Here is a 9,823-nt window from a genome sequence, read left to right as displayed (position 1 = left end):
CGGCGGTGAAACTCAACGCCTCGGCCACACCGAGGAACGTGCGCAGCAGCTCCGGGTCGTACACCGAGCCTCCTCCTTCGTACACCTCACCGGCATTCATGCATCTTTCCAATGAGAGCCATAAAAGAGATGCCCCTCAGTTATGAGTCTGCACCTACGGCAACGAAGCAAGCCCCCGTCCAGACCCCAGGAACCCTTGATCTCTACCCGGAGCCTGTTGAGCTTTCCGCGGGCGCCGGACTACCCCGAACTGACACGGTGAGGTCCACCGCGATGGCGAGGTACCCGTTCCAGGAATTCGCCGCGAACACCGCCTGGGTCATGCTGCACGGCGTCGCCGACGACCTGCTCGCCTGGACCCGGCTACTGGCCTGTGACGGGGAGCTCGCCAAGGCCGAACCCAAGACACTGCAGGACCGGGTCCTGCACGCGCCCGCCACGCTCACCCGCGGCTCCCGGCGCCGCTGGCTCAACTTCCCTCCCACCTGGCCGTGGACCAACCAGATCGGCTAACGATCCGTCCAAGACCTGCTCCACCGAGCCAAAATAACTTCCCTGACAGTGGAATCCGGCGCCCACCTGACGCGACAGCGGGGCATCGGCCATTCCCACGCCCCGACGGGTCATGATAAAACAAGATCGAAACCGCTCGGCACTCGCCAGATCAAGACCGCGAGCCATCAAGGTATAGGACTTGCTGGTCGCGAAGGAGGTGTTCAAGTGCGGATCGTCGCCTCTGTTGGTAGCGCCCACGTCGACAGTGCTGCTGCATGCGGTCAGTGCGAGAGCGCCGAACACGCCTCGAAATCGTCGCCGGCCTCGCGCACCGGCTGTGGGGTGTGAACTGCTATATCCATGGCGAGGAATCCAGGCCGAAAACGCTTGGGGGTCACGATATTAACACTCTACGAGAAACGGTGCCGACGCTGAAGATTGGCGCTCCGGCTTCTGTCAAGGCGTGGCGCGTCCGGTTGTCGAACGTCGCGGCTGCGTGTCGTGCCCGGCGTCCGAACTGATGGCCGTCGGGCACGACACGCAGATGGTGTGGTTGCGCAGTCGAGGGGCTCAGAGATCGCGGTAACGCTTGGCCTCCGCCAGCGCGGCGACGAGCTGGTCACGACTTACCGGATAGCCGGGTCCGGCATCGAAGGTGTCTCCGAGTGCGGGCGCTCCACCCGAATCGCCGATGTACGACAGGCTGTATGCGGGCGTATCACGCTGGAAGCGCCACCCCTCCGACAAGGCGCCCACGTCAAGAGTGTCGTAGCCGATCGAATCGATGAACGTGCTCGCCTCGTCCTTCGCGTCTTGGTGGTTGCTTGCAATCGCGAGCACTGACCGGTCGGACGCGCCGACAGGGCGACCGAGCCGACCCAAATGCTTGTAGTTGATATTGTTGAAGGCTTTGACCACCCTAGATTCCGGCAGGTGCGCCTGCAGTAGCTCACTGGATGTGTAGGACTCGTCGTCCAGCTCCGAGATGCTTCCGTCGCGGGCGGGGTAGTAATTGTTTGTGTCGATTACCACCTTGCCGTGAAGGGGGTTCGACGGGACTCTCCGGTACGCCTTGAGGGGAATCGTGACCACAACGATATCCCCGCCCTTCGCAGCTTCGACAGGGTCTGCGGCGCGTGCTTGATCACCGAGGGCCGCCGCGAGGGCTGCCAAACTCTCGGGACCTCGACTATTGCTGAGAATGACATCGTGCCCGGCAGCGACGGCCAGGCGGGCCACGGTGCTGCCGATCAATCCGGCGCCGATGAGACCGATGGTAGACATATCTGACTGATCTTTCTATGTGGGTTTGGTGTGCAGCTTTGAATATGGTGAAACGGTGGGCCACGAATGGGCGGCGATTTCGATTCCGGCCGGTTTGTCGTCACGCAGTAGCCGTCATCGCAGACACAAGTGTGCTTAATCACCGTATTCCGCCGTCTTCCCTGCGCCAGCAGCGCTGGCCGGGAGAATTAGTTCCGAGGCGACTCCGCATCCTGTCCACGTATTCTCTGGGGTACACGCCTCTCCCTTTGATAATCGGAACGACCAGGTTTGCGAATCGTTCGGCGTCGATAGACGTGTCCGCAGGAATAATGTTGAATCCGTCTGCGGCTCTTGCATCGAACCAGCTCTGAAGATCGTCGGCGACGGACTCCGGAGAACCGACGAGCAATCTGTGGCCCACTCCTCCAGCGCTTGACTGGACTATCTGACGCGGTGTGTGAGGACGTTGGCGAATCAAGGCCCGAGCGGAGATGTGAGGTCCAGTCGAGGTCGACGAATCAATTTCGGGTAGATCGGCGTAGGAATAACATCGTCGGGCCCGAACGAGTCGGCTGCCAGTCCCAGATTATTCAGCAGTTCGGTCCTGATGTTCAGTTTCGCCCACCACTACAACCCTAGAGAAATTTTCACATCGTTGGGATGTGGCCCTGTCGCCGTGACGCGGGCTCGGATCTCATTCCGAAGCGAGACGGCCTTGTCCTTGGTCTGAGCAATGGTGAACTAAGGTGCGTCGGTTGATTGGCGTTTGTGCTCGCTTACCCTCGATGCGGTTTCACCGCCGATGTAGTGCCGGCTGACCCGGCCTCGCGGGCCGGCAACCACCTCGTAATGGATGGTGCCGAGGGAGTCGGCCCAGTCCTGTGCCCCGCATTCGCCGTGCCAGCCACTGCCGAAGAATACGGCGGTGTCACCTTCCTGGATGTTACTGCCATCTGCACCGAGGTCCACGACAACTTGGTCCATGCATACTCGACCGACGCCCGTGTACCGGGAACCACCAATCGTGACTTCGAATTTTCCACCGAGGGCCCGGGGGAGCCCGTCGGCGTACCCGACAGGAAGCAGGGCTACCGCGGTGTCGCGGGGCGCAACCCAATCGTGTCCGTAGGAGACTCCTTCGCCTGCCGCAATCTTTTTCACCAACGTGACCCGTGCCTGCAATGTCATCGCTGGAATCAATGGGAAGTCACCGGCAACCGGTGCCAGGCCGTACACAGCGATACCCGGGCGAACCATATCGAAATGAAGGTCGGAGCGGGTGAGCGTGGCCGCAGAGTTCGCGAGGTGCGCAATTTCGGGGTGCAGCCCATGGGTCTTCGCCACCGAGATCGCGTCGAGGAACCGTTGTCGTTGCAGGTCGTTGAGTGGATCGCTCGGCGTATCCGCGCTGGCAAGGTGCGAAAACACGCCCCGAAAATGGATGATTCGTTGGCGGACGAGTCGCTGCAGGGCGTCGAGCAGGCGCGGGTATTCTTGGAGTGAGGCCCCGTTGCGGTGGAGGCCGGTGTCGACCTTGACTGACACGGTGGCCATCTTTCCGGCCGCCTGGGCTGCAGCGCCGATGGCCTGCAACTGTCTTGAGGAAGATACGCCGATCTCGATATCGGCATCGATGGCCGCGGTGTAATCGCTGTCGATCGCGTTGAGCCAGCATAGAATCGGCGCTCGGATGCCCGCCATGCGCAGCCGCAGCGCTTCGGTGATAGTAGCAACGCCGATCTCACGAGCACCCGCCGACAACGCTGTCACCGCAACGGGTAGAGCACCGTGGTTGTATCCGTCTGCCTTGACCACAGCCATGACGGCGGCGCCACTCGCGTAGTTGCACAACGTCCGGACATTGTGGGCGATCGCATCCAGGTCGATGACGCACTCGGCCTGCGCCGACGCCGAGTCCGGCATTCCGGGATCGCGAACCGAGCCAGGTCGGCCCCCCGTACCGCCTCTGCCGTCGCGGGTGTCAGCACACATATTCACGATGTCGGTAGTCGTGGGCTGCAACGCCCAGCTTCGGCAACAGGCGCGCGTTGCACCGGGTAAGCCCTTGCACCAGAACACATCTGTCAACTTGGGCGGTGCCGTTCTTGCCCAGGCTCATGACAGCACGTCCAAGCTCGGGTGCGGTGGGTCGGTCTGGGGACGAGTTCCGGACACGATGAATGTGTTCCTTCCGGCGATAAGGCACTGGCGTCCGCTCGTGGCGCGAGGGACGAAAGTCAGGTCAGTTGACTGCCATTCACGCCGCGCTCGGTGAGCAGGTGCATCAGCCGGTCGTGCGGTACGGCGGGGGCGTAGTTGTCGTCGCGGCCCGACATGGTGTCGTTGGCTACCAAGGCGTTGAGTACTGCTTCCTCGACCGAGTCCACGACCGCTTCGTAGAAGGGGTCCATCGCGCCCCAGGGGACGAATTGCATCCGGTCATAGCCGCCGTCTGTCACCTTCCGGCTAGCGAGGATCCCGGGGTTGCCGGTGGAGAAGGCGAGGAAGATGTCGCCGGAGAAATGTGATCCGGTGGTGCCGGTACGGGCCAGACCCAGAGACACCCTGCGGGCCAGAGCTTTGGACTGGCCAGGAAGCAGGGGAGCGTCCGTGGCCACGACGACGATCACCGACCCTGCGCCGGGCGGAAGCGATCTGCCGGCGTCCTCCATGGGATTCTCGACGTCGAGCGCGGAGCCCACCAGGCGGCCAGCGACCATGAGTTCGCGGCGACGGCCGAAGTTCGCCTGTACGAATGCACCGACGGTGTAACGGTCGAGGTCGTAGTCGACGACCCTCGACGCAGTGCCGCTGCCCCCCTTGAATCCGTAGCAGCACATACCGGTCCCGCCGCCGACCGACCCCTCCTCCACCGGGCCACTGCGCGCTGACTCGATCGCGACGACCGCGTGTTCAGTGGTGACGTGGCCGCCGTTGATGTCGTTGAGGTAGCCGTCGTAAGTCTCCGCGACAACCGGCAGCAACCAAGCCTCAGCCAACTCCGGCTTGTGGGCAACCATCCAATCGATCGCGCCTCGGTGGCACGGTCCCACGGCATGGGTATTCGTGATGAGCACGGGCGTGGAGAGCGAGCCCGTTTCCTCGATCCACGCGGTTCCAGTCATTTCACCGTTGCCGTTGAGGGAGTGCCAGCCCGCTGCCACCGGCGTGCCGACTCCCGCGCGACCCCGCGGAAGGATCGCTGTGACTCCGGTCCGGACCGGTCCTTCGCCCATCCGGAGGCGCCCGGACCCCTCGATGAGGGTGACCTGTCCTACCTCCACGCCAGGCACATCGGTGATCGCGTTGTCCGGGCCCGGGATGCCCCGAAACGGGATACCGAGGGCACGGGCACGCGGTTTGCCCGCGGGCGTGCGCATCAGCGAGCTCGAAGTTTTACTAGGATTTTGAGACACTTGATCTCCTCTATCTCGACCCGAACCACGTCCCGGTCGTTTGTACAATTTGGTTGCCGGCTAATGCCGCCGATCCCGCAGCGTGCGGGGCGCACCCGCTAGTTGACTGTCACATCAGGCGCCTCGTGCTGTAGCTGGAACGGATTGGGAACCCACCTGTGGGCCGCAGAGTCGAACACGCGATCCTGGGCGAGTGTCTGGTCGACGAGTGCAGTTTTCGCTACCCGCTCGGACGGGGTGGTCGGCATCTGGTCGACGAACATCCAGAACCGCGGCACCTTGAAAACGGCAAGGTGTTGGCGGGCAAATGCGGCGAGGTCCGACGCGGGGAGCACGGCCGCATTCGCCGGCTGGACGAAGGCGAAGACTTCCTCGCCGCGCAGGTCGTCGGCGACCGGCACGCACGCCGCGTTCCCTACGGCGGGATGAAGCATGAGTACTTCCTCGACCTGGGCGGCGGAGATGTTCTCGCCGGCCCGGCGGATCATCTGTTTCTTGCGACCCTCGTAGTGGACGTTGCCGTCGGTGTCCATCCATGCGAGATCACCGGTGTGGAGCCAGCCGTTCGCGTCGATGGTCGCGCTCGTATTCTCTGGGTCGCGGAAGTAGCCCAGCATCAGTGAGCGGCCACGCAGCGCCAGCTCACCCACTTCGCCCTTGGTCATGGTGACGCCGTTGGAGTCGAGAATCGTCGCCTCGCGACCCACGCCGGCCTTGCCGATGCACGTGGTCGCCATCGCGGCATCGTGGTCGCGCGCTCGAACGCGAATGTCGACGCCGGTTTCGGTCATCCCGTACAGCTCGTACCACGGCGCCCCCCAACGGTCTTCGAGCTCCTGGTGGCGGCGAGGTGGGATCGCTGAGCAGAGGATCGCCCGCACCGAGTGGTTCTTGTCGTCGCCGGTTTCGGGCATCTTGAGTAGGAGGGTCGGCATGGCACCGAGGCAGTAGAAGATGGTGATGTGGTGACGCCGGATGTCCGCCCAGAACGTCGACGGATGGAATCCATCCAGGATGGTCAGCGTAGCGCCGGCGCGAAGAATTGTTGCGATGTGCCAGAACGGGTCCATGTAGTACATCGGCTGAGCGATGAGCATATGGTCCTCGTGCCGGATCGCGACCTCCGTGCTGCCGTCCTCGTCGGGTCTGGTCATCTCCTCGGCGATACGAAGCCAGTAGTCATGGGTGAGCAGACATCCCTTGGGCCTGGAGGTGGTTCCCGACGTGTACTGGACATTCAACACCGTGTCGCCGCTGACATTCGCGCCGATTGGAGGGAAGGACGCCGACGTGTTGCTGAGCTCGCAGTAATCCACCACGGTTACCTCGGTCGACACGTCGGTCAGGATCGGTCGGAATGTCGGCTCGGTGATCAGGATGTCGGCCTCGGAATGTTCGAGGACGTATTCGACCTCGTCTGCGGCGTAGCGGGAGTTGACCGGCACTACAGCTGCACCCAGTTTTGCTGCCGCCAACCAGAGAATCGTGGATTCCGGCCGGTTCTGCAGAAGGATGGCCACCTTCTTGCCCTGCGCAATGCCGTGCTCGAAGAGGAACGCGGTGGTGTGATCGACCCAGGTACGCAATTCGCCGAATGTCAGGGACCGGTCGAGAGCAGGGAAATTCAGAGCCATCTTGCCGGGCCACTGACGGGCAGCATCGTCGAGCAGGGCGTCCATCGTGGGCGTTGTCGTCGTCATTCTTCGTTGCCGCCCTTACGGCGAGCCGAGAACGACGCCTGCGCCTCGCTCGCTGCCGCGGACGCCTGAGTGAGCACCGCGTACCCGGTTTCGATCTCGTACGCCTGGTCGATGCTGCCGGGTGCGGCGGCATTGAGCGTGCCCTTTGCCGCAGTCAACGCGAGACGAGGCTTGCTGGCGAGCCGGGCCGCCAGCGCAGCGGTCTCCGATTCCAGATCGTCAGGGTCGACGACGAAGTTGATCAGATTCCAGGCTCGCGCGTCGTCCGCCGAGAAGCGATTACCCAGGAAGATCAGCTCCTTGGCCTTCACCGATCCGACCGCAAGAGGCAGGAGGTAGGAGATGCCGCCTGTGACGGACAGGCTGACGTCGACCTCGGGGAATCCGAACTGGGCATCGCGCGAGGCCACCACGAGATCGCTGCAGAGCGCGAGCTCGCAGCCGGCGCCGAGCGCGAAACCCTGGACGCTGGCGATCACCGGGAACGGTGCGCGGCGGATCGCCCGGGTGATGTCGTGGAGCCTCTCCACCTTGTTCCGGAGCTCATCGGGTCCGCTGGTCGTTTGATCGACCTTCAGATCGAACCCGGCACAAAAAGTCGTGCCTTCACCCTTGATCACCGCAACTCGGACGCGGGTATCGGTGGCCGAAAGCGCCAGCGCATCCGCAAGCTCGGTCAGCAACCGGGGCGTGATGGCATTGAGTGATCGAGGACGGGCAAGGACGATCGTCGCGACCCCGCCGTCGACTTCCAGACGTACCTCAGCGGCGTCCGCGGCCGATTCGGCACGCCCCACTGTCACGTTTGTCATCAGTACTCCCTCATCACCCGCCGCGCCTGCGGCGTGTTCGCTTCACTCGAGCCGGTCCACCCGGGCTTGTGACCCGTGTACATAACGACGGTACGAAGAAACCGGGGTCACACCGGGTTACAAATCTGCGTAGAATACGTTCCATGCTTGACATAATGGAAAGCCCACGGCGGGACAAGGACGACCGGTTCCTGCCATCCGTGCAGGACATCCTGCAGCTCCCCGCCGTCCTCGAGGGTGATCCTCAGATCCTCACCGGGCAGAACCAGCTCGACCAGCTGGTTCGATGGGTTCACGTCTGCGAGCAGCCGGACATGGCCCGATTCGTCGACCACCACCACCTGGTTCTCACCAGCGGCATGGGCCTCCAACGGGAGGCCGCGGTATGGCTGCCCCTGTTCGACCTTCTCGCCGATCGAGGCGCAACCGGGGTGTTTCTCGAGCTAGGGGTCGTCTTCGACGGTCTGCCCGACGAAGCGATCAGTCGAGCCGAGGAACGAGGCTTGGTGGTCGTGGTCTTTCCGCGACCAACTCGGTTCGTCGACATCACCTACAGCGTGCACAACGTCATTCAGGAGGCCCAACTCGACGAACTGCGGCGGGTGAACCGCGTGCACGAGACATTCACTCAACTCACCTGGGGCGGAGCCGGTTTCGACGAAATCATCAACAACGCCTCGCACTTGCTCCAGTGTCCAGTCGTAGCGGAGGATCTGGCCAACAGGGTGCTGAGCGCGGCGACCGGACACCACGACCCGGAAGAGCTGTTGACGCAATGGGCCGCGCGTTCGTCCAGGATGACCTCGGCAGGCCGGATCACCTTCGACGCACAGTCCGGGGCACTGTGCGTCCGGCTCGGCAGCAGAGGGCAGAGTTGGGGACGCCTTGTCGCTCTGCTTTCCCGTCCACCGGTGGACACCGACCATCTGATCGCCGATCGCGCCGCCATCGCATTGGATCTCCAGCGGCTGATCGAGGCCGACGATCAAGCCCTGGAGCTGCACTCCAAGCGGAGTCTGCTCAACAAGATCATGACGCAGTCGTACTCATCGGTTACCTCCATTTCCGCCACCGTGGAAGCGGCCGGTGTTCCAATAGCCGGCAGGGCACTGATCGGCGGGACCGTAAAGATCAGCGCCCGTCAAGTACGCGCCACCACGTTGACGGCGTTGGCAGACCAACGCTCGAGTCTGCACATCGTCAGCGACGCACTTCGCTTCACCAACATTCCAGGACTGGTCGCCGACCAAACCAACGGGCAGATCAGTGTCATGCTCAGCCTGGACGATGAGACAACCATCGAGGATGCGCTGACGCGGTTCGCGCAACGGGTCCACCACCTCGCCAGCGACAAGGACAGAAAAGCCGACATAGCCTTCGGCACGGTGACAGAGAGCATCGACGACGTCAAACGGTCATGCGAGGAGGCCAACCACGTCGCAGCGGTCGCCACCGATGAGGACAACCTGTTCCACCGGCTCGACGACGTCCGAATTCATGGCCTGCTACACCTACTCAACAACGACTCGCGACTGCAGAACTACACCGCACGACAGCTCAGCCCGCTGCTGTCGAGCAAGGTCGTGGACTCCGCCGAGTTGATCCAAACGCTGACCGTGTACCTCGACCAGGGCCGGAACAAGGCTGCCACCGCCCGCGAACTCGGGATAAGCCGACCGACGTTCTACGCCCGCCTGGACAGAATCGTGAAACTGCTCGGCATCGACATCGAACAGCCGCAGATCGCGATGTCCCTCCAACTCGCTCTCTATGCGCGTGCATCCGTCCTGCGCGCAAGTCGTTGAGCAGACGCCCTCGATTTCGCGACTTCCTGGCAGGTCGCCAGGAAGGAGGCCGACGCCTTGGGAGCCACTGCTGACGATGATGATCGCTTGCTGTAGGGGGAGATCGACGGTTGCGCGGCGTAAGGACAGTCAGCCTAGGTGAGCGGCATTCCCGGCTGTAGATGGCCGCTTAGCAGTGCGGCAGACGAGCCGGAGCGAATCAACCCTGACCAGCAGGGATGCGGAGACCACGGGCGCGCTACGTAACCGTCAGGAATCGCGAGCCATATATACACATTTGTTCTGGATCGTGAGCCGACATCAGATCTAACGTGTACGTAACGCAGGTC

Annotated in this window: 7 protein-coding genes; 2 read left to right on the top strand and 5 right to left on the bottom strand. The window is 62.9% G+C overall.

Features of this window, described 5'->3' with window-relative positions; all coding sequences use genetic code 11:
- The first annotated feature begins 273 nt into the window (after window positions 1-273).
- Entirely contained in the window at window positions 274-513 is a 240-nt protein-coding gene (locus tag ACFWAY_RS16410) for a transposase (RefSeq protein ID WP_378511275.1), read from the top strand.
- A 552-nt stretch (window positions 514-1,065) separates the two neighbouring features.
- Here ACFWAY_RS16410 and ACFWAY_RS16405 read toward each other — a convergent pair.
- The 5 genes from ACFWAY_RS16405 to ACFWAY_RS16385 form a co-directional block, all read right to left on the bottom strand.
- Window positions 1,066-1,779, bottom strand: coding sequence for an NADPH-dependent F420 reductase (locus tag ACFWAY_RS16405; protein ID WP_378511274.1), 714 nt, complete (start codon window positions 1,777-1,779; stop codon window positions 1,066-1,068).
- Between the two features lie 723 nt (window positions 1,780-2,502).
- Window positions 2,503-3,684, bottom strand: a complete 1,182-nt coding sequence (gene alr, locus ACFWAY_RS16400) for an alanine racemase (protein ID WP_378511273.1) — start codon at window positions 3,682-3,684, stop codon at window positions 2,503-2,505.
- Window positions 3,685-3,998: 314 nt separating this feature from the next.
- Window positions 3,999-5,141: a P1 family peptidase gene (locus tag ACFWAY_RS16395; protein ID WP_378511272.1), complete on the bottom strand. Its 1,143-nt coding sequence runs from the start codon at window positions 5,139-5,141 to the stop codon at window positions 3,999-4,001.
- 134 nt (window positions 5,142-5,275) lie between these two features.
- Window positions 5,276-6,877: a class I adenylate-forming enzyme family protein gene (locus ACFWAY_RS16390; protein ID WP_378511271.1), complete on the bottom strand. Its 1,602-nt coding sequence runs from the start codon at window positions 6,875-6,877 to the stop codon at window positions 5,276-5,278.
- Window positions 6,874-7,689, bottom strand: a complete 816-nt coding sequence (locus tag ACFWAY_RS16385) for an enoyl-CoA hydratase/isomerase family protein (protein ID WP_378511270.1) — start codon at window positions 7,687-7,689, stop codon at window positions 6,874-6,876. Before ACFWAY_RS16385 ends, ACFWAY_RS16390 begins: the two co-directional genes overlap by 4 nt.
- A 143-nt stretch (window positions 7,690-7,832) precedes the next feature.
- Between ACFWAY_RS16385 and ACFWAY_RS16380 the strand changes: the two genes are divergently transcribed.
- On the top strand, window positions 7,833-9,494 hold the full coding sequence (locus tag ACFWAY_RS16380; protein ID WP_378511269.1) for a PucR family transcriptional regulator: 1,662 nt from the start codon (window positions 7,833-7,835) through the stop codon (window positions 9,492-9,494).
- Window positions 9,495-9,823 lie beyond the last annotated feature (329 nt).

This window comes from Rhodococcus sp. NPDC059968 (assembly GCF_042738615.1).
Lineage (GTDB): Bacteria > Actinomycetota > Actinomycetes > Mycobacteriales > Mycobacteriaceae > Rhodococcus_F.
This window is presented reverse-complemented; position numbering and strand designations above follow the sequence as displayed.